The sequence below is a fragment of the Kitasatospora sp. NPDC098663 genome, from assembly GCF_044760075.1.
Taxonomy (GTDB): domain Bacteria; phylum Actinomycetota; class Actinomycetes; order Streptomycetales; family Streptomycetaceae; genus Kitasatospora.
In genome coordinates this window covers 428,998-448,493 of sequence record NZ_JBIWAP010000001.1, presented here as the reverse complement: position 1 = coordinate 448,493, position 19,496 = coordinate 428,998, and the positions used below count along the sequence as shown (strand labels likewise).

Here is a 19,496-nt window from a genome sequence, read left to right as displayed (position 1 = left end):
GCGGGGTGGCGGGTGCCGGGCGGGGCGGCCGCCGGGGTGCGGGTCAGGGAGTGGTCAGGGGGACGCAATGTGCCGGTAAAGGCCGCTGCCCGCGCGGCCGTTCGGCTCCCGGAGGGGGCTTGACGAGGTGATTCGCGCGGGGCGAAGGTGAGCGGCCGACATGTCATGTGTGCTGTTGCACAGCCACCGCCGGGGCCGCACCCTCCCGCCCGGAGCGGTCGGCCGGGAGGGTGCGGCCCTTGCGTGAGGGGGAGGGTCATGGAGCTGGAACTGCGGCACCTTCGCGTGCTGTGCGCCATCGCCGACACGGGGAGCGTCGGCAGGGCCGCCGTCCTGCTCGGCGCCTCGCAGCCCGCGACCAGTACGCAACTGCGCCGGATCGAACGCCACCTGGGCGCGCCGCTGTTCGAGCGCACGGCCGTGGGCGTCGCGCCGACCTGCTTCGGCGTCGAGGTGGTGGCCGCCGCGCGCGACCTCCTCACCCGCGCCGACTGCCTCGGCCGCCGCCCGGCGGCCCCCGGCGAGCCGGCCCGCCAGGAGCTGCGGCTGGCCGCGACCATCTCTCCGATCCTGCCCGCACTGGTCACCAGGGCCCGGCACCAGCGGCCCGACCAGCGCTTCACGGTGACCTCCGTCTACCGCTCGTCGGACATCGTCGACCTGCTGGAGCAGGGTGACGCGGAGGCCGCCGTGGCGGTCGACTACCCGGGCCGGGAACTGCGCCACTCGCCGGCCGTCGCGCACCGCGGCATCGTCACCGAGCCGGCCTTCGTCGCGCTCCCGGCGGGCCACCGGCTCCGGCACCGCACCGAGATCGCCCTGGTGGACCTGGCCGAGGAGGACTGGTTCCTCACCCCCGACGACGGGGCCGGCTGGCACGGCGTGTTCTACGGCGCGTGCGCCGCGGCGGGCTTCACCCCGGCGACCGTCCACGAGTTCCTCGGCGGGCGGCTGGAGCTGCAGGAGATGATCTCCGCCGGGCTCGGGATCTCCGTCGTCCAGGCGACCACCAGGCCGCTGGCCGAAGTGGTGGTCAAGCCGCTCGCCGGGACGCCGATCTGGGTACGCCACCTGCTGGCCTGGCGGACCGCCGGGGTGAGCGGCGAGGTGGTGGAGACGCTGTTCGGCGCGGCGGCCGCGGCCTACCGGGACCTGATCGCCAGTTCGCCGACCTTCCAGGCCTGGGCGGCGCGGACGTACCGGCCGGTCCGGCCGTAGGGAGGCCGGCCGGGTCGGCCGGTAGTGCGGTCGGGTCCGGCGCTGGGGCGGTGTTATGCCGGACGCGGTTGATGTCATATGACCTGTGACATTGTTCTGATGGGTCGCCCGATGGCAGGATCACGTCGACTTCCCCCAAGCCTCGGCAGTCGTCCAGTCACCTCCCCCACAGGAGAAGGACCCCGCAGTGCGCCTTCGCATACCCCTCCCCACGCTCATGGCCGGCGTCGTCGCCGGCTGTGCCACCGCCGCCACCCTGCTGCCCGTCCCGGCGCTCGCCGCGTCCGGGTCGGCCGCCCAGCCGCCGGCCGGTGCCCGGTCGTCCGCCGCCGCCCCGGCGTCGGCCGACACCGCGGCGGCCGTCCCGAAGCCGCTGGGGGCCTTCCTCGCGGCCGATCCCTCCGAGGCCGCCGCCCCCGCCGCCAAGCCGCTGCCGCCGGCGCTGCTGGGCCAGGTCGTGATGGGCCAGCCGGCCGGCACCGCCGTGCAGACCGCGCCCCGCCCGGCCCAGTCGCACGCACCCGCGGCCAAGCCGGGCAACTCCGCGGCCCAGCAGGGCAGTTCCGCCCGTGCCGCGGCCGGTGCGGCTCGCGCCGTCGCTGGTACGGCCGGTGCCGCCGCGGCGAGCTGCGCCCCCGCCGACTTCGGCGGGCGCAGCGGCGCCGACCTGGTCTCCTTCCTCGAAGGCTCGACCACGGACTGCGTGAACACGCTGTTCAACGTCACCGGCGCCGACGCGGGCAGGATCTTCAAGGAATCCCAGATGCTCACCGTCGCCAACGCCTACCAGGGCCTGGCGGCGAACTACACCGGGGACAACTCGACCGGCATCCTGCAGCTCGTGCTCTTCCTGCGGGCCGGGTACTACGTCCAGTCCAACAACGCGGACGCGGTCGGCCCCTACGACGCGGCGCTCACCACCGCCTCCAAGGCCGGGCTCGACGCCTTCTTCGCCGGCCGGCACTGGACCGACGTCACCGACAACAACGGCACCGTGCTCAACGAGGTGCTGGTCCTGACCGACAGCGCCAACCTGCAAGGCAGCTACCTGGGCGTCTACAAGCAGGTGCTGACCAGCTACAACAACTCGTACAACGCCTTCCCGAAGATGCTCAAGGCGGTCAACGCCGTGCTGTCAGCGCCGCTGTGGCGGGGCAACTGGAACAGCGACTTCGTCAGCGCGGTCGGCGCCGACCCGAGCATCGGCACCGTCCTGGGCGACTTCGCGCTCAACCACAAGGACCTGCTCGGCACCGCCAACGCCTACCTCGACGTCAACGCCGGCAACGACCTCGGCCGGATGGCCGGCGACGGCCCCGTCGTCGAGGCCGCGGTCAAGGGGAAGGTCAAGGAGGTGCTCGACGGCGCCCAGATCACCGGCGTCACCGGCCCGTTGTACGTCCACACCGCCTACCAGGCCAACGCGTTCGACCCCGGCCAGTGCTCGTACTACGGCACCTGCGACCTGCCGGCGAAGCTGACCGCGGCGGTGCTGCCGAACCAGCTGGTCTGCGACAACCGCACCATCCAGACCGAGTCGCTGTCGCCCGCCGACCTGGCCGCCGTCTGCACCAGCCTGCGCGGCGAGGACACCTTCTTCCACAACCTGGTGAAGGACAACGGCCCGGTCAACCCGTACGGCAAGAACATGACCCTCGCGGTCTTCGCCAACCAGGCCGACTACCTGAACTACTCCTGGGCGATCTTCGGGAACTCCACCGACAACGGCGGCCAGACCGTCATGGACCCGACCGACCCGAACAACCGCGCCGTGTGCGTCATGTACCAGAAGTCGTGGAACGACGGCTTCACCGCCAACGTGTGGAACCTCAACCACGAGTACACGCACTACCTCGACGGCATCTACGACATGAAGGGCAACTTCTCCACCGAGATCTCCGTGCCCGACATCTGGTGGATCGAGGGCGTCGCCGAGTACGAGTCCTACGCCTACCGCGGCACCACCGACACCCAGGCGATGGCCGAGGCCGCCAAGCACACCTACAAGCTCAGCACCGTCCTCCAGAACACGTACGGCAACTCGGACTCGGTGCGTACCTACCCGTGGGGCTACCTCGCCGTCCGGTACATGTTCGAGAAGCACCCGGCCGACGTCTACGCCATGCTCGGCCACTTCCGCACCGGTGACTACCAGGGCGGCTACGCGGTCTACAACGGCATCGGCACCGGCTACGACGCCGACTTCGACGCCTGGCTCGACGGCTGCGCCGCCGGCGCCTGCTACGCGGCCGGCCCGACCGCGCTGTTCGCCCAGGCCGTGAACGGCGCCACCGTCACGCTGACCGACAAGTCCGTCCAGACCGGCCCCGGCCAGATCACCGCCTGGCACTGGACCTTCGGCGACGGAACCTCCTCCGACGAGCGGAACCCGAGCCACGGCTACGCCGCCGCGGGCACGTACACCGTCGCCCTGACCGTCACCGACGCCACCGGCAGGACCGCCAGCACCCCGGCCTCGGTCACCGTCACCACCGGCACCGGCGGCGGCACCACCCTGCCGACCTGCACCGACCCGCGCACCGACGCGCTCGGGCAGAACTGCTCCCGGTCCAACCTCACCGCCACCGCCGGCAACCTCGACTACCTCTACGTCTACCTGCCGGCCGGTGTCAGCACCCTGAAGATCAGCACCTCCGGCGGCACCGGCACCGCGTACCTGTACTACAACGCGGACACCTGGGCCTCGCCGAACGCCTTCACCGCCTCCTCCACCAACGCCGGCGGCACGCAGAGCATCACCGTCACCAACCCGACGGCCGGCTACCGCTACATCAGCCTCTACGCCAACACCGACTTCAGCGGGGTGACGGTCAGCACCCAGTTCTGATCCGGTCCCGCGTCCGCTCCCGGGCGGCCACGCCCGCGGCACCCTGCCGCGGGCGTGGCCGCCCGGTGTGCGTGGGGGCGCCTGTCGGGCGTCCGTGGGGGCGTCCGACAGGCGTGCGTGCGCCCTTGTTGTGCTAGCACTTCAGCGCTAGCTTGAGATTCATGGGTAAGAAGCAGCTGAACGTCCGGGTGGACGCCACGACCGCGGAGATGGCCCGGGAACGGGCGGAGCAGCAGGGGATCAGCATGAACCAGTACATCGAGCGCCTGGTCCAGCAGGACATGGGCGAGGCGGGGCGGGCCTTCGTCGACGCCGCCGCCCAGTTCATGAAGGAGTACGAGACGGCCTTCCTGGCCGAGTTCGCGGAGTCCGGCGACCTGAAGGACGTGCGCCGTTGAAGCTGGAGGTCGACCTCTCGTGGCTGCTCATGACCGCCGAGCAGTACACGCCCGGTGACCCGCAGGTCACCGACTACGGGTCGTTGCTCGCGGCCGTCGCCCGGCACCAGGCCGAGATCTTCGACATCGACGTCTACCCCGAACCGCAGGACCGCGCCGCCGCCCTGATGCACCAGCTGATCCGGGTGCCGGCCCTGGAGAAGACCAACGAGCTCTACGCGACCGCCGTCGCCTACGCCTACCTCGTCGCCAGCGGCTGCACCGTCGCCACCACCGCCCGCGAGGTGCGCAGCCTCGCCCGGGCCATCCGGGAGGGGCGGCTCGGCGTGTCCGGCGTCGCCGAACGGCTGGCGGGGTGGGTCGTCGACGAGGCCGAGGGGGAGGGCGTCAGCGGGGCGGAGGACGAGGACGACGACTGACCGGGTGGGCTTCCGTCCGGTCGCGTCGTCCCCGTCGTCCGCCCCGCAGAGCTCCGGTCGGTGCGCTCGGCGGGTCAGTCGCCGGGCCGGTCCGGGGCCGGCTCGGCGATCAGGGCCGTCGCGAACGGGCGGAAGCCCGCCCGGCGGTAGATCCGGGCGACCTCCTCGTCGGCGGCGGACAGGAACACCGTCCGCACGCCGTTCGCCCGCGCGTGCGCGACCAGGGCCGCGGTGACCGCCAGACCCAGCCCGCGCCGCCGCGCGGCCGGCAGCGTCCCGACCCCGGCCACCTCGGTGACCGCGCCCACCGGATTGTGCTGGCCCGCGCACAGCGCGGACCCGCCCTCCAGCGCGGCGGCCAGCACGGTGGCGCCGTCGGTGATCCGCCGTGCGATCCGCGCCACCGCGCCCTCCGCCGTCAACCGCCCTGCGGCCTCCGCCAGTTCGGTGGCGCCCACGACACCCACGCCGGTGCCGGGGTCGGCGAACGCCAGGTGCGCAACGGCGACCGCCGACGCCAGCTCCGGCGCGTCCGCGCCCAGCACCTCCACCCGCACCTCCTCCGGCAGCTCGGGCGCCGGGGCCGGCTCGTCCTGCGGGCCCAGCACCAGCAGCGGGTGCTCGTGGACCGCGAGCCCGGCCGCCTCCACCGCGGCCCGCAGCTCGGGACTCCGCTCGGCCACCCACTCGAAGGCCTCCGGCTCGCCCAGCTCCCGCTGGCGGGCCAGCACCCGCAGGACGTCCTCGGCGGTGGTGGCGGGGCCGTCGTGGTCGAGCGTGGGGCGGGCGTAGTAGGGCCAGCCCGCGCTCTCGCGGACGAACAGGGTCAGCGGGCCGAAGTCCTCGGCCCGTGCGGCGCTGCGCGGCACCGCGTCGTAGTAGCGCTCGATCGCGTCGAGGAGGGAAGGGTCGGGATCATGATCGACAGAAGTCACGGCGTGCATCCAAGCAGGGGCGTCGGGGGCCCGCCACCGTATTGTTCCCGGGCTTCGCGTCGGGGACGCCAGGGGCGGTGACGGGCGGGGCGGTGCGTCGCGCCGGAGGCGCCGAAGGGCTGGGTGGTGCGGGCGCCTGATTGTTGCCGAACGCTTACCGGCTCGCAGCGATCTTGTGCGTATACCGCGTGGCATGCTGATGCCTTGACAGCTCTGCCGAAGGGGGACGGCGGACGTCCGCACTCGGCTCGGCAAGGGGGGAAGACAGGCCCATGAGGCTCTGCTTTCTGGTGGAGGAGCACTACCGGCACGACGGCATGCCGCTCGACGTGGCACGCCGGCTCACCGCGTGGGGGCACCGGGTGGACGTGCTGCGCCCCGGGGACTCGCTGATGGCGGTCTCCGAGGCGATCCGTGCCGGCAGCCACGACGCCTGGGTGCTCAAGACCGTCTCCGGCGGGCCCGGACTGACCCTGCTGGACGCGGCCGCCGCCGTCGGCCTCACCACCGTCAACGACGTCCGCTCCATCCGTGGCGTCCGCGACAAGGCGCTCGCCTCCGTCATCGCCAGCACTCGCGGCCTGCCCGTCCCCGTCACCTACGCCACGGCCCGCTGGGAACGGCTCGCCGAGATCCCGGCCGCCGAGTACCCGCTCGTCGTCAAGCCCGCCGACGGCAGCTCCGGGCGGGCCGTCCGGCTCGTGCCCAGCCCCGACCACCTCCTCGACCTCGGCGCCGAACTCGCCGACGAGGGGCTGTTGATCGCCCAGCCCTACGTGCCCAACTCCGGCACCGACCTCAAGGTGTACTGCGTCGACGGCGAGCTCTTCGCGACGGAACGTTCCTCCCCGCTCCACCCCGGACAGGGCGTGCGCGAACGGCAGGTCCCGTTGTCCGGGGAGGTCGCGCGGATCGCGGCGCAGGTCGGTGAGGTGTTCGGGCTCGACCTGTACGGCGTCGACGTGCTGCTCGGGCCGGACGGGCCGGTGGTCGTCGACATCAACGACTTCCCGAGCTTCCGCCAGGTGCCGGACGCGGTCGCCAGGGTCTCCCGGGCGGTGCTGCGGCTCGCGCGCAGCGGGACGGCCGTGTCGGCGCCCGCGCCCGCGCTGGTGCCGGCGGGTGGTGGCGCGGGGTACGGGCAACTGGGCTTCGGTCGTGGGGAGTTCGGCGGGGCCGGCTTGGGCGGGGGCGGCTTTGACGGGGTCGGCCTGGGCGGGGATCGCCTGGGCGGGGCGATATGAGGATCGGCCTGATCACCGCCGACCCCGGACACCCGGTGCTCGCGGCGACCGCCGCCCTGCTGGCGGACCGGCACGAGGTGACGATCGTCGACCCTGACGGCCCGGCGGGACCGACGCTCGCCGACGTCTATCTGCTCAAGGCCCACACCCGTCGATCCCTCTCCCTCGCGCGAGAGTTGGAGCGGCGCGGGGCGCCTGTCATCAACTCGGCCGCGGCCACCGAACTCTGCCAGGACCGGGTGCGGATGGCCGAACTCGCGCGCGCAGCCGACCTGCCCTTCGCGGCCACCGGCGACGCCGGGCGGCTCGCCGAACTCGCTTATTCCGCCTACCCGTTCGTCGTCAAGAGCCGGAACAGTCGGCGCCACGACCTGGTCGCCCGGGTCGACGGCCCGGCCCGGTTGCGCGAACTCGTCGCGCGCTGGCCCGACGAGCCCGTCGTCACCCAGCCGTTCGTCCCGGGGACCGGCTGGGACCAGAAGCTGTGGGTGATCGACCGGCAGGTGTTCGCCGCCCGGCGGCGGTCCGAACTCGCCGACGACCAGGGGGAATCGGGGCGGGGGCAGGAGTGGGAGCCGCCCGCCGAACGGGCCGCCCTCGCCCTGCGCGTCGGCGAGGTGTTCGGGCTCGACGTCTACGGCGTCGACCTGCTCGACGGGCCCGCCGAACCCGTCATCGTCGACGTCAACGCCTTCCCCGGCATCCGTGGCCGGCCGGGCGCGCCCGAGGCGCTCGCCGCCCTCGCCCTGCGCGTCGCGGCGGAGCGCGGGCTCCGGAGCGTCGCGCAGGGGCGGGATCGGTAGGCCGGGCAGCGGGCCGTCGGGGTCGGGCGGGGTCGTTAGGCTGGTTGCTCAGGGCCACCGGACCCGCGAGACCCCCGGCACCCGGGCTGAACGGCGAGAGAAGACGGAACGTTGCTGCAGGACATCGAGCACTACCTGGCCTGCCCCCACTGCGCGCAGGCCCTCACCCGGCACGAGCGCGCCCTGCGCTGCCCCGCCGGCCACAGCTTCGACCTCGCCAAGCAGGGCTACGTCAGCCTCCTCGCCGGCGACGCCCACACCGGCACCGGCGACACCGCCGAGATGGTCGCCGCCCGTGCCGACTTCCTCGCCGCAGGCCACTACCGGCCCATCGCCGACGCCCTCGCCGAGGCCGCCGCGGCCGCCGACCCCGAAGGCCTCGTCGCCGACCTCGGCGCCGGCACCGGCCACTACCTGGCCCACGTCCTCGACGCCCTGCCCGGCCGCGTCGGGGCCGCCCTCGACATCTCCAAGTTCGCGCTGCGCCGCGCCGCCAAGGCCCACCCCCGGATCGGTGCCGTGGTCTGCGACGCCTGGCGGCCGCTGCCGCTGCGCGACGCCTCCGCCGGGCTGATGCTCAACGTCTTCGCCCCGCGCAACGGGCCCGAGATCCGCCGCGTGCTGCGCCCCGGCGCCACCCTGCTGCTGGTCTCGCCCACCGCCCGCCACCTGCGCGAACTCGTCGGCGCGCTCGGCCTGTTGTCGGTCGACGAGGAGAAGCAGCGGCGGATCGACGAGAAGCTCGGCCCCTACCTGACCCCCGCCGGGCAGCGGCAGGTCGAGTTCACCCTGCGGCTCGGCCCGGACGACGTGCGCACCGTCGTCGGCATGGGCCCCAGCGCCTGGCACACCGACCCGGACCGGCTGGCCGCCGCGCTCGCGGACCTGCCGGACCCGGTCGAGGTGACCGCCTCCGTGACGGTGGCCGCCTACCGGCGCTGAACGACGGGCGCGCGCGGGGTGTGGCCGCCACGTTGGGATGAATCTCCTGAGCAGGCACGTTTCTGCCGACCGGCCTGCGGCTAACGTCCGACGGGTGAACCGCGACGCCACCCGGCCCGCCGCGCCGGCCCACCCCCGACCGAGCGCCCCGGGGCCCGATCGGCCATCCGTAACACGTCCCACCGTCGAGGAGCTCCGGCTCACCTCGTTCAAGTCCTACCGGCGCGCGGTCCTGCCGCTCGCGCCCCTCACCGTCCTGCACGGGCCCGCCGGCGTCGGCAAGTCCAACGCCCTCGACGCACTGGCCGTGCTCTCCCGACTCGCCCTCGGAGAGGAGATCGCCGGCTCCTTCGACGGGCTGCCCGACCGCACCGGACCCCTGGCCAAACCCGTCCGCGGCGGCCTGACCGGGTGCGTCCCGCACGGGCGCGACGCCGTCATCCTCGGCTGCACCGTCCGCTCCCCGCACGGCCGCATCCGGCTCGACGTCGTCGTCCGCACCGACGGCCCGGTGCGGATCGCCCGCGAATCGCTCACCCTGGACGGCCGCACCCTCGTCGACACCGGCGAACAGGACGTCCGCAAGCGGCGCGTCAACGTCTGCTGGCACAACGACACCCGCCAGGGCGACATCCGGGCGCCCTTCCCCAGCGGCACCATGATCACCGCGCAACTGCCGCTCCGGGTGGCCGGCTCCTCCCGGGGCGAACGACAGGTCCTCGCCGCCACCGAGGACCTGCTCACCGCCCTGCGCGAGGTCTTCCCCGTCCACCCCGTCCCCGCCCTCATGCGCGGCTGGGCCCGACCTGACCCGCAGGCCCGGCTGCGCAGCAACGCCGCCAACATCTCCGCCGTCCTCGCCCGGCTCGGCAACGAGTGCCCGCGCCGCTACGGGCAGCTCCTGCGCGCCGTCCAGTCCGCCGCCCCGCACCCGCTGCTCGGACTCTCCCTCGCCCACCGTGGCAGCGGGCCCGACCAGCGCGTCCTCGCGGTCTTCGACGAAGGCGTCCTCGGGCGCACCGGGGCCGACCAGGCCTCCGACGGCATGCTGCGCCACCTCGCGTTCGCCGCGGTGCTGCTCACCGGGGCCGGGGTGCTCGACCTCGACGTGGCCGCCGAGGTGCCGTGGGCGCACCGGCAGCTCACCGTGCTCGCCGAGGACCTCGGCGCCGGGCTCGCCACCGAACAGACCGCCTCACTGCTGCGGCTGGCCCGGGACATGTCCGGGCGCAACCAGCTGCGCGTCCTCGCCGCCCTTCAGGAGCCCGCCGCGGCGCGGGAGGCGCTCGGCGCGGCCGAACCGCGGTCGGGCGCGGCCGTGCTGGTCGAGTGCCGGCGCGACCCGGACTCGGGGCACACCGTGCTGCGGCCCGAGACGATCCGGGTGCCGGCCCAGTGCGGGCGCGGGGACGGCGCCGACCCGGGGGCGGAGGAGGTGGACGGGTGAGGTAGACCTGGACGGGTGAACGAACGAGTGACGAGGCCGGGAGAACCGGCCGGGCCCACCGGGCCGACCTTGGAGGCCCTGCGGCAGCGGCTGGCGGACTTCGCGGCGGCCCGGCGCTGGGAGCCCTTCCACACGCCGAAGAACCTGGCGGCCGCGCTGAGCGTGGAGGCCGGCGAACTGCTGGAGATCTTCCAGTGGTTGACGCCCGAGCAGGCGGCCGCGGTGATGTCCGATCCGGAGCGGGCCCACCGGGTGCGGGACGAGGTCGCGGACGTCCTCGCGTACCTGGTGCAGTTCTGCACGGTGGTCGGGGTGGATCCGCTGGAGGCCCTCGCGGCCAAGATCGAGCGGAACGAGCTCCGCTTCCCGGTGCCGGACGGACCGGCGGACACCGACCACGGCGGGGCGGGTGTCAACCCGGACGTGGACGAATAATCCCTGTGAGGGAAGGGAGTTATCCACAGCCCCGGACTTGTCCACAGCTTTCCCGATGACGGATGCGCCCTCGCCGACTTCGCCGCACGCTTTCGCCGTGACCACCTGACCGCCCCACCGGCGGTCGTGGTCCCACGGCGACAGCGAGCGAAAGGAGCGGTGGCCATGGAGGCGCTGCGACTGATCAAGAGGGCCCGGCACGCCCTGGCCGAGGCCAGACACGTACCGGACGTGCTGGCCGAGGCGCGGCAGGCCGCGCTGCTCACCGAGGCGGTGGGGGCGAGGCTGGCGGAGCTGGACGACGACGAGCTCGCCGGGCTGGGGCAGCAACTGGCCGAGGCCGCGGCGCACGCGGCGGTCTGCCTGGAACGCTCGGTCGTCAGGGCCGCCGTGCTGAGCGGCGGCCGGGCCGGTCGGCTCGCCGAACTCGGCGAGCTGGCACCGTCCTTGGGTGCGCTGGACGGGCTGCTGCGGGACGTCGGGGAGACGCTGGTGGTGCTGGCCTGCGGGGCCGACACCGAGAGCCTCTACTGGACGTGCATCGACGGCGTGGACGCGGTGTCGGAGTGCAAGGACCTGGCCGGGCGGCTGCGGAAGGCGGCGGGCAGGCTGGAGGGAGAGGAAGGCGCGGTGCTCGGCGGGGCGCCGGCCGAGCGGGGCTCGCCCTTACTCGTGGTCCGGCTCGGCCCGCCGGACGAGGGCGGGCCGACGGGGGAGGAGCAGGCGCCGGACTACCAGGTGCCTGGTGTGGCCGGAGCGTCGGAGGAGGAGGTGTCCGTACCGGTGGGATAGGTGGTCGGGTCGTCCTCCCGGATGCCGGGGGACTGCAACTCGGCGAGATCCGCGGACACCGAGGCGAGCAGTTCGTGCAACTGTTCCAGCAGGCTCTTCTGCGGGGCGGGCCCGGACGAGATACCGGCGGCCGAGCCCGCCGGGCTGCTCGGGAGCTGCGGCGTGGCAGTTGGTTCGGTCATGACGGGACCTCTTCGGATCGGTAGCGCGGCGTGAGGCGGCCGGCGGTGGCTCGGCCGGCCCGCGCAGCGGGGGTGTCTGATGCCTGGCCACCGAGGCACGCGCCCCCGCCGCAGCACCAACGAACCGCTCCGGCGGCCGGTCACCGCGCGCCACCCGATGTGGTCCAACTCCGTTACGCCGTAAGCCTCCCGGGTGATCCCGGCTTGCCGCCGCGAAGCGGCCTGGGCTAGGTGCGCGACGAGACATACCCGGCTTGCTCGGCGCCGAGCAAGCCGGGCACCCGACCAAGCCGGGACAGGACCAGGGCTTCGGGCGAGGGGAAGGAGGAGAGGGCGGAGGGGAGGGAGGGGGAGGGGGGGAGGGGCCCCGCACGCCCACCGAAAGCCGCAGCACGCACTCGGGGTCCGGAGCCCGAGTCGGCTCCGGACCCCGATGGCGTGGTCCCGCAGGTCAGTTGTGAGCGTGCAGGTCGGCGTTGAGGCCGCCCCAGGAGCCGGAGCGGGCGATGACCTCGACGGCCCCGGTCTGCGAGTTGCGGCGGAACAGCAGGTTGTCCTGGCCGGACAGCTCGACGGCCTTGGCCACGGTGCCGTCCGGGGTGGTCACCCGGGTGCCGGCGGTGACGTACAGGCCGGCCTCGATGACGCAGTCGCTGCCGAGCGAGATGCCGATGCCGGCGTTGGCGCCGAGCAGGCAGCGCTCGCCGACCGAGACGACCTGCTTGCCGCCTCCGGAGAGGGTGCCCATGATCGAGGCGCCGCCGCCGATGTCGCTGTGGTCGCCGACGACGACGCCCGCGCTGATCCGGCCCTCGACCATGGAGGTGCCGAGGGTGCCGGCGTTGAAGTTGACGAAGCCCTCGTGCATCACGGTGGTGCCGACGGCCAGGTGGGCGCCGAGGCGGACGCGGTCGGCGTGGGCGATGCGCACGCCGGACGGGGCGACGTAGTCGGTCATCCGCGGGAACTTGTCGATGCCGTACACGGCGAGCTGGCCGCCCTGGGCGCGGACCGCGAGGCGGGCCTGCTCGACCGCGTCCACCGGGACGGGGCCGATGCTGGTCCACGCGACGTTGGCGAGCAGCCCGAAGACGCCGTCCAGGTTCTGGCCGTGCGGCTTGACCAGGCGGTGGCTGAGCAGGTGCAGGCGCAGGTACACGTCGTGGGTGTCGAGCGGCTTCTCGTCGAGCGAGGCGATGGTGGTGCGCACGGCGACCACCTCGACGCCGCGGCGCGGGTCGGCGCGCAGCGCCTCGGCCGCGCCGGCGCCGAGTTCGGCTTCGGCCTGCTCGGCGGTCAGGCGGACGGTGCCGGCCGGGCCGGGCTCGGCGGCCAGGGCGGGGGCGGGGAACCAGGTGTCGAGGACGGTGCCGTCGGCGGCGATGGTGGCCAGGCCGGCGGCCACGGCCCCGTTCGGGAGGGAGGTCGATTCAGCAGTCACACCGTGCACGTTAACCAATGCGGGGCCCTGCTGCCGAACACGCCCGTCGTGCGGACGCGGCCGCCGGTCGGCACGCCCCTGCCGTGCGTACACGGCCGCCGGCGGGCTGCGGCGGACGGCCGCCGAGCCGGAAAACCCGGTGTTCAGCGGAGGTTTGCTCGGTGATACTCGGACGGGTGTTCATGTCGATCTCCACCACCGGCAGCGTCGAGGGCCCGGCCACCGATCTCGGCTTCCTGCTGCACAAGCACCCGGGCAAGGTCCAGCGGTTCGCGACGTCGCACGGCGAGGCGCACGTCTTCTACCCCGAGGCGGGCGACGACGTCTGTACGGCGGCGCTGCTGCTGGACGTCGACCCCATCGCGCTGGTCCGCAAGGGCCGGGGCAAGGGGCGCGGCGGCTCGCCGGACTTCGCGCTCGCCCAGTACGTCAACGACCGCCCGTACGCGGCGTCCTCGCTGCTCGCGGTGGCGCTGCGGACGGTGTTCCGGTCCGCGATGAAGGGCGCCTGCCCGGCCCGGCCCGGGCTGGCGGACCGGCCGCGCCCGCTGCGGATCACGCTGCCCGCGGTGCCCGCGAACGGCGCGGGCGAGGGCGGCGGCCCGGTGATGGCGGTCCGGCTGTTCGAGCCGCTGGGCTGGCGGGTCGAGGCGGTGGCGCTCCCGCTGGACGAGGCGTTCCCGGAGTGGGGTGAGTCCCGGTACGTGCGGCTCGCACTGGTCTCGGACGCCGTGCGGCTCGCCGACGCGCTCCAGCAGCTGTACGTGCTGCTGCCGGTGCTGGACGGCGCCAAGCACTACTGGGTCGCCCCGGACGAGGTGGACAAGCTGCTCGCCGCCGGCGAGGGCTGGCTGGCCGCGCACCCGGAACGCGCCCTGATCACCCGCCGCTACCTGTCCCGGAGCCGGGCGCTGACCCGGGTGGCGATGGAGCGTCTGGAGCTGGCCCGGCTGGCGGAGGCGGACGACCGGGAGCCCGAGGAGGTCGACAACGCGGTCGACGACCGGCCGGAGGAACCGGCGGAGGCGACCGGGGCGACGGGGGCGACATCGGAGCCCAAGCCGCCGTCCCTCGCCGGGCGGCGCCGCGCCGCGATCATCGCCGCCCTGCGGGAGGTGGGCGCGGCCCGCGTCGCCGATCTCGGCTGCGGCCGGGGCGAGTTGATCGGCGAACTGCTGAAGGACGCCCGGTTCACCGAGGTGCTCGGCGTGGACGTGTCGGCGCGGGCGTTGCAGGCGGCGGCCCGCGGACTGCGCCTGGACCGGATGCCGGAGCGGCTGGCGGCCCGGGTGACGCTGGCGCAGGGCGCGCTGACGTACACGGACGCCCGGTTGAAGGGTTTCGACGCGGCGGTGCTGTGCGAGGTGGTCGAGCACCTGGACCTGCCGAGGCTGCCCGCCCTGGAGTACGCGGTGTTCGGCGCGGCCCGGCCGGGGGCGGTGGTCGTCACCACGCCGAACGCCGAGTACAACGTCCGCTGGGAGAGCCTGCCGGCGGGCGCTGTCCGGCACGCCGACCACCGCTTCGAGTGGTCGCGCGCCGAGTTCCGCGCGTGGGCCGAGCGGGTCGCGGCCGTGTTCGGTTACACGGTGGTGCTGCGTCCGGTGGGGCCGGAGGACGAGGAGGTCGGCGCGCCGACCCAGCTGGCCCTGTTCCGCCTCGGCACCGGTCCTGCCGAGCAGACCCCGACCGGCACCGCCCGGACCGACCAGGCCGCGACCGACCAGGCCGCGACCGACCCGACCCCGACCCCGACCGAGCACACCCCGACCGACCCGGCGCCCGAAGGAGGCGAATCCCGATGACCGACGAAGCGACCCCGACGCCCGAGCAGCACCAGCACCAGGAGCACGACCAGGGCCGGCCCCAGGACCACCCCGCCCCCCGCCGCCTCCCCGTCACCGACGTCTCCCTCGTCGTCCTGATCGGCACCAGCGGCGCCGGCAAGTCGACCTTCGCCCGCCGCCACTTCCGGCCCACCCAGGTCGTCTCCTCCGACTTCTGCCGCGGCCTGGTCGCCGACGACGAGAACGACCAGTCGGCCTCCGCCGAGGCCTTCGACGTCCTGCACTACATCGTCGGCAAGCGCCTCGCGGCCGGCCGGCTGACCGTCGTGGACGCCACCAACGTCCAGCCCGAGGCGCGCCGCCAGCTGGTGCGGATCGCCCGCGAGCACGACGTGCTGCCGATCGCGATCGTGCTGGACGTCCCGCCGGGCGTGTGCGCCGAGCGCAACCGCTCCCGCCCGGACCGCCAGCTGCCGGCCCACGTCGTCCCGCGCCAGCACCGCGAGCTGCGCCGTTCCCTGCACGGCCTGGAGCGCGAGGGCTTCCGCAAGGTGCACGTGCTGCGCGGCGAGGCCGAGGTGGCGGCGGCCGAGGTGGAGCTGGAGAAGCGCTACAACGACCTGCGTCACCTGACCGGCCCGTTCGACATCGTCGGCGACATCCACGGCTGCCGCTCCGAGCTGGAGACCCTGCTGACCCGCCTCGGCTACACGCTGACCCGGGACGCCGGGGGCCGGCCGGTGGACGCGGTGCCGCCGGCGGGCCGTACCGCCGTGTTCGTCGGGGACCTGGTCGACCGCGGCCCGGACACGCCGGGCGTGCTGCGCCTGGTGATGGGCATGGTCGGGGCCGGGCACGCGCTGTGCGTGCCGGGCAACCACGAGAACAAGCTGGGCCGGGCGCTGGACGGCAAGAAGGTCAACGTCGCCTACGGTCTGCAGGAGTCGCTGGATCAGCTGGCCGGCGAGTCCGAGGAGTTCCGGGCCGAGGCGCGGGAGTTCATGCGCGGCCTGGTGAGCCACTACCTGCTGGACGGCGGCGCGCTGGTGGTCTGCCACGCCGGTCTGCCGGAGCGCTACCACGGCCGCAACTCGGGCCGGGTGCGTTCGCACGCGCTGTACGGGGAGACCACCGGCGAGACCGACGAGTACGGCCTGCCGGTGCGCTACCCGTGGGCGGAGGAGTACCGGGGCAAGGCGCTGGTGGTGTACGGCCACACGCCGGTGCCGTCGGCGAGCTTCGTCAACAACACCGTCTGCCTGGACACCGGTTGCGTGTTCGGCGGCACCCTGACGGCGTTGCGCTACCCGGAGCGGGAGCTGGTGAGCGTGCCGGCCGAGCGGGAGTGGTACGCGCCGGTGCGCCCGCTGTCCACGGACGCGCCGGGCGCCCGCGAGGGCCGTCCGCTGGATCTCGCCGACGTGGCGGGCCGCCGGATCGTCGAGACCGGGCTGCACGGGCGGGTCGCGGTCCGGGAGGAGAACGCGGCGGCGGCGCTGGAGGTGATGAGCCGCTTCGCGCTGGACCCGCGGCTGCTGGCGTACCTGCCGCCGACCATGGCGCCGAGCGCGGCCTCCCGCCGGGACGGCTTCCTGGAACACCCGCAGGAGGCGTTCGCCGCCTACCGCGCGGACGGCGTGCGGCACCTGGTGTGCGAGGAGAAGCACATGGGGTCCCGCGCGGTGGTGTTGGTCGCCCGGGACGACGCGGCGCTGGAGCGGCGCTTCGGCGTGGCCGGTCCGGGCGCGATCTGGACCAGGACGGGCCGGGCGTTCCTCGCCGACGACGGCCTGACCGCGGCCGTGCTGGGCCGGGTACGGGCGGCCGCCGAGCGCTCGGGGCTGTTCGACGAGCTGGGCACCGGCTGGCTGCTGCTGGACGCAGAGCTGATGCCCTGGTCGCTGAAGGCCGTGGAACTGCTGCGCCGCCAGTACGCGGCGGTCGGCGCGGCGGCGGGCGCCGCCCTGCCGGAGGCGCTGGCGGCCCTGGAGCGGGCGGCCGGTCGCGGGCTGGACCTGGCGGAGCTGACCGGCAGGCAGCGGCGGCGCGCGGCCGACGCGCAGGCGTTCACCGAGGCGTACCGGCGGTACTGCTGGCCGACCGAGGGGCTGTCGGGCGTGCGGTTGGCGCCGTTCCAGGTGCTGGCCGCCGAGGGGGCGAACCTCGCGGTGCGCCCGCACGACGAGCACCTGGCCTGGATCGACCGCCTGGTCGTGGCCGACGAAGCGGCATCCGAAACGGACGGCGACCGGGCACCGGTCGTGCACCGCACCGGTCGCTTCCTGGTGGACACCGAGGACGAGGCCTCGGTGGCGGCCGCCACGGCCTGGTGGGAGGAGCTGACGGCGGCGGGCGGCGAGGGCATGGTGGTCAAACCGCTGGCCTCGGTGGTGCGCACGGAGCGGGGCGGGGAGCGCCCGGGCGGGCTGGTGCAGCCGGGGGTGAAGGTGCGCGGCCGGGAGTACCTGCGGATCGTCTACGGCCCGGACTACACCGAGTACCTGGACCGGCTGCGCGAGCGGTCGCTGGGCCACAAGCGCTCGCTGGCGCTGCGCGAGTACGCGCTGGGTCTGGAGGCGCTGGACCGGCTGGCGGCCGGCGAGCCGCTGTGGCGGGTGCACGAGCCGGTGTTCGCGGTGCTCGCGCTGGAGTCCGAGCCGGTCGATCCGCGCCTGTAGGCCGACGGGAGTCGAGGAGGCCCGCGCCTGTGGGCCGACCGGGCGCGGAGGGTGCCCGCGGCTGTAGGCCGACCGGGCGCGGAGGGGGGAGTCCGCGGCGGGGCTCCCCCCTCTCCCACCCCCGCTGTGTATAGAAATTCCGAGTATCGTATAGACTTGCTTCTTTCCCGCACGTCCCGTCATCCCAGGAGCCCGGCATGGCCTTCAACCTCCGGAACAGGCACTTCCTCAAGGAGCTCGACTTCACGCCCCAGGAGTTCCGCTTCCTGGTGGACCTCGCCGCCGGGCTCAAGGCGGCCAAGTATGCGGGCACCGAGCAGCCCCGGCTGCGCGGGAAGAACATCGCGCTGATCTTCGAGAAGACCTCCACCCGTACCCGCTGCGCCTTCGAGGTCGCCGCCCACGATCAGGGCGCCACCACGACCTACCTGGACTCGTCCGGTTCGCAGATCGGCCACAAGGAGTCCATCCGGGACACCGCCCGGGTGCTCGGCAGGATGTTCGACGGCATCGAGTACCGCGGCCACGGCCAGGAGGTCGTCGAGGAGCTGGCCGCGAACGCCGGCGTCCCGGTCTGGAACGGTCTCACCGACGAGTGGCATCCCACCCAGATGCTGGCCGACGTCCTCACCATGACCGAGCACGGCACCAAGCCGCTGACCGGGACCGCCCTCGCCTACCTCGGCGACGCCCGCTCCAACACGGGCAACTCGCTGCTGGTCACCGGCGCCCTGCTCGGCATGGACGTCCGGATCGTCGCCCCGCGCTCCCTCTGGCCCGCGGAGGAGGTCCGGAAGGCGGCCGAGACGCTGGCCGAGGCGACCGGCGCCCGGATCGCCCTCACCGAGGACGTGGCCGAGGGCGTGGCCGACGTGGACTTCCTCTACACCGACGTCTGGGTCTCGATGGGCGAGCCCAAGGAGGTCTGGGCCGAGCGGATCGAGTTGCTCAAGCCCTACCAGGTGTCGATGGACACCGTCCGGGCCACCGGCAACCCGGCCGTGAAGTTCCTGCACTGCCTGCCCGCGTTCCACGACCTCGGCACGGTGGTCGGGCGGCAGATGTACGAGGCGACCGGCATGACCGAGCTGGAGTGCACCGACGAGCTGTTCGAGTCGGCGCACTCCGTCGTGTTCGACCAGGCCGAGAACCGCCTGCACACCATCAAGGCGGTCCTGGTCGCCACCCTCGGCTCCTGAAGCTGAAGCAGGAGCAGGAGCAGGAGCAGGAGCTCACTTCTCCAGCTTGACGCAGGCCGCCCGGTCGCCCGCCGCGTGCGGGCCGGCCGGGGTGCCCGCGTGCATCACCAGCGAGCGGGCCTCGCCCGGCCGCGGCTGCCAGGTCACCGAGGCCGTCGCGGTGCCCTCGCCGTGCCCGTCGGTGCGCAGCGCCAGCCGCAGTTCGTTGCGCCCGTTGGCGTACGCGGGGTCGGTGGACGGCTGCACCGGGTCCACGGCGTCCTGGTAGTGCGGTCCGGACGAGGCCGGGTCGGCCCCGCAGGAGCCGGTGTGCAGGTGCACCGGGAACTCGTGGTCGGGGGCGAGTCCGGTGACGGTCATGGTGAGCACCGTCCGCCCCGCGGTGGAGCGGTCGGTGACGATCCGGGTGTGCGCGCCGTACGGCACGAGGTCGTCCGCGTAGCTGACGGCGGTCGGCGGGACGAAGGCCGTCGCGGGGTCGAAGGCGGCCTCGACGACGGAGACGGGCGGGGCGGCGGAGCCCGGCGAGGCGGCAGGGGCCGACGAGGCGGCGGCGGGGACGAGCAGGGCCAGCGGCAGCAGCGCGGCGGCGAGCGGAGCGGACATCAACGGGCCTTCCACGGGCGGGGTGACGGACGCCCTGCTCAACGGCGCCGGGCGCCGGTGGACACCCTCGAACGGTCCCGGAGACGAACGGGGTCGCGCGGGCGCACCTCTGCTCGTCCCGT

Annotated in this window: 17 protein-coding genes; 13 read left to right on the top strand and 4 right to left on the bottom strand. The window is 74.1% G+C overall.

From position 1 onward, the window contains the following. Window positions 1-258: 258 nt before the first annotated feature. The 4 genes from ACIQVZ_RS02015 to ACIQVZ_RS02000 all read left to right on the top strand — a co-directional run bounded on the left by ACIQVZ_RS02015 (window position 259) and on the right by ACIQVZ_RS02000 (window position 4,883). Entirely contained in the window at window positions 259-1,218 is a 960-nt protein-coding gene (locus tag ACIQVZ_RS02015; protein ID WP_402446366.1) for a LysR substrate-binding domain-containing protein, read from the top strand. Window positions 1,219-1,405: 187 nt separating this feature from the next. Continuing rightward, the gene (locus tag ACIQVZ_RS02010; RefSeq protein WP_402446364.1) at window positions 1,406-4,066 is read left to right on the top strand and encodes a collagenase; all 2,661 of its coding nucleotides are present in this window, start codon (window positions 1,406-1,408) and stop codon (window positions 4,064-4,066) included. A gap of 161 nt (window positions 4,067-4,227) precedes the next feature. Further along, on the top strand, window positions 4,228-4,464 hold the full coding sequence (locus ACIQVZ_RS02005; protein ID WP_350886208.1) for a toxin-antitoxin system HicB family antitoxin: 237 nt from the start codon (window positions 4,228-4,230) through the stop codon (window positions 4,462-4,464). Then, complete coding sequence (locus ACIQVZ_RS02000; RefSeq protein ID WP_350886206.1) at window positions 4,461-4,883, top strand: fic family toxin-antitoxin system, toxin component; 423 nt, start codon at window positions 4,461-4,463, stop codon at window positions 4,881-4,883. Before ACIQVZ_RS02005 ends, ACIQVZ_RS02000 begins: the two co-directional genes overlap by 4 nt. A 74-nt stretch (window positions 4,884-4,957) precedes the next feature. On the opposite strand, the gene ACIQVZ_RS01995 is transcribed toward ACIQVZ_RS02000, so the two are convergent. Next, complete coding sequence (locus tag ACIQVZ_RS01995; RefSeq protein WP_402446359.1) at window positions 4,958-5,818, bottom strand: GNAT family N-acetyltransferase; 861 nt, start codon at window positions 5,816-5,818, stop codon at window positions 4,958-4,960. A 272-nt stretch (window positions 5,819-6,090) separates the two neighbouring features. On the opposite strand from ACIQVZ_RS01995, the gene ACIQVZ_RS01990 reads away from it, so the two are divergent. From ACIQVZ_RS01990 to ACIQVZ_RS01965, 6 genes are all read left to right on the top strand, one after another. Continuing rightward, complete coding sequence (locus ACIQVZ_RS01990) at window positions 6,091-7,062, top strand: RimK family alpha-L-glutamate ligase (protein WP_402446356.1); 972 nt, start codon at window positions 6,091-6,093, stop codon at window positions 7,060-7,062. Then, the gene (locus ACIQVZ_RS01985; protein ID WP_402446354.1) at window positions 7,059-7,865 is read left to right on the top strand and encodes a RimK family alpha-L-glutamate ligase; all 807 of its coding nucleotides are present in this window, start codon (window positions 7,059-7,061) and stop codon (window positions 7,863-7,865) included. The genes ACIQVZ_RS01990 and ACIQVZ_RS01985 overlap by 4 nt, the downstream gene beginning before the upstream one ends. A gap of 111 nt (window positions 7,866-7,976) precedes the next feature. Further along, a complete protein-coding gene (locus ACIQVZ_RS01980) occupies window positions 7,977-8,807 on the top strand; it encodes a putative RNA methyltransferase (protein WP_350886198.1) in 831 nt (276 codons plus the stop codon). Between the two features lie 94 nt (window positions 8,808-8,901). Next, complete coding sequence (locus ACIQVZ_RS01975) at window positions 8,902-10,254, top strand: ATP-binding protein (protein ID WP_350886196.1); 1,353 nt, start codon at window positions 8,902-8,904, stop codon at window positions 10,252-10,254. 27 nt (window positions 10,255-10,281) lie between these two features. Continuing rightward, a complete protein-coding gene (locus tag ACIQVZ_RS01970; RefSeq protein ID WP_350886230.1) occupies window positions 10,282-10,689 on the top strand; it encodes a nucleotide pyrophosphohydrolase in 408 nt (135 codons plus the stop codon). A gap of 165 nt (window positions 10,690-10,854) precedes the next feature. Continuing rightward, complete coding sequence (locus ACIQVZ_RS01965; protein ID WP_402446350.1) at window positions 10,855-11,481, top strand: DUF6099 family protein; 627 nt, start codon at window positions 10,855-10,857, stop codon at window positions 11,479-11,481. On the opposite strand, the gene ACIQVZ_RS01960 is transcribed toward ACIQVZ_RS01965, so the two are convergent. Together ACIQVZ_RS01960 and dapD are read right to left on the bottom strand one after the other, a co-directional pair. Continuing rightward, window positions 11,421-11,663 carry a hypothetical protein gene (locus tag ACIQVZ_RS01960; RefSeq protein ID WP_402446347.1) on the bottom strand — a complete coding sequence of 81 codons (243 nt, stop codon included), beginning with the start codon at window positions 11,661-11,663 and terminating at the stop codon, window positions 11,421-11,423. The two genes, ACIQVZ_RS01965 and ACIQVZ_RS01960, sit on opposite strands and share 61 nt — an antisense overlap. Before the next feature lie 451 nt (window positions 11,664-12,114). Further along, window positions 12,115-13,104 carry a 2,3,4,5-tetrahydropyridine-2,6-dicarboxylate N-succinyltransferase gene (dapD, locus tag ACIQVZ_RS01955; RefSeq protein ID WP_350886190.1) on the bottom strand — a complete coding sequence of 330 codons (990 nt, stop codon included), beginning with the start codon at window positions 13,102-13,104 and terminating at the stop codon, window positions 12,115-12,117. Window positions 13,105-13,280: 176 nt separating this feature from the next. Between dapD and ACIQVZ_RS01950 the strand changes: the two genes are divergently transcribed. The 3 genes from ACIQVZ_RS01950 to argF all read left to right on the top strand — a co-directional run bounded on the left by ACIQVZ_RS01950 (window position 13,281) and on the right by argF (window position 18,768). Beyond that, window positions 13,281-14,909 (top strand): 3' terminal RNA ribose 2'-O-methyltransferase Hen1, encoded by a 1,629-nt coding sequence (locus tag ACIQVZ_RS01950; protein ID WP_402446344.1) that lies wholly within the window; start codon window positions 13,281-13,283, stop codon window positions 14,907-14,909. Beyond that, window positions 14,906-17,569 carry a polynucleotide kinase-phosphatase gene (locus tag ACIQVZ_RS01945; protein ID WP_402446341.1) on the top strand — a complete coding sequence of 888 codons (2,664 nt, stop codon included), beginning with the start codon at window positions 14,906-14,908 and terminating at the stop codon, window positions 17,567-17,569. The genes ACIQVZ_RS01950 and ACIQVZ_RS01945 overlap by 4 nt, the downstream gene beginning before the upstream one ends. A 197-nt stretch (window positions 17,570-17,766) precedes the next feature. Then, on the top strand, window positions 17,767-18,768 hold the full coding sequence (gene argF, locus ACIQVZ_RS01940; protein ID WP_402446338.1) for an ornithine carbamoyltransferase: 1,002 nt from the start codon (window positions 17,767-17,769) through the stop codon (window positions 18,766-18,768). 33 nt (window positions 18,769-18,801) lie between these two features. On the opposite strand, the gene ACIQVZ_RS01935 is transcribed toward argF, so the two are convergent. Then, window positions 18,802-19,374, bottom strand: a complete 573-nt coding sequence (locus tag ACIQVZ_RS01935; RefSeq protein WP_402446335.1) for a superoxide dismutase family protein — start codon at window positions 19,372-19,374, stop codon at window positions 18,802-18,804. Window positions 19,375-19,496: the final 122 nt, after the last annotated feature.